General features: G+C 69.7%; 1 protein-coding gene. It reads left to right on the forward strand.

From position 1 onward, the window contains the following. Nucleotides 1-612 (forward strand): VCBS domain-containing protein (locus AC1DS5_RS25245; protein ID WP_477720985.1); only part of this gene is annotated, 612 nt, incomplete at both ends.

Genomic DNA, 612 nt, shown 5'->3' on the forward strand with positions numbered 1-612 from the left:
CCAGAGCTCCAACGGCGACATCGCCTGGAGCGGCGGCACGCTGGCTGCGGGCGTGGCCTCGGCGCTGGTGGCCGGCTTCTCGGTCGACCAGGACAGCTGGGACTACAGCGCCAGCCAGAACCTGGACTTCCTGCGCGCCGGTGAAACCATCACCTTCTCGTACAACGTGGTGGCCACCGACGACTCGGGGGCGGGCAACGCCGCCTCGGCGGCCACGACGGTGACGATCACCATCACCGGCAGCAACGACCAGCCGACGCTGACGATCGGCGACACGGCCGGCGCGATGAACGAAGGCAACGGAGCGGCCCTGCTCACCGACAGCGGCGCGCTGAGCTTCGCCGATGTGGACGCCAACGAYGYGGTCACGGTCAGCCAGAGCTCCAACGGCGACATCGCCTGGAGCGGCGGCACGCTGGCTGCGGGCGTGGCCTCGGCGCTGGTGGCCGGCTTCTCGGTCGACCAGGACAGCTGGGACTACAGCGCCAGCCAGAACCTGGACTTCCTGCGCGCCGGTGAAACCATCACCTTCTCGTACAACGTGGTGGCCACCGACGACTCGGGGGCGGGCAACGCCGCCTCGGCGGCCACGACGGTGACGATCACCATCAC

This window comes from Polaromonas sp. P4_H1, from assembly GCF_056400945.1.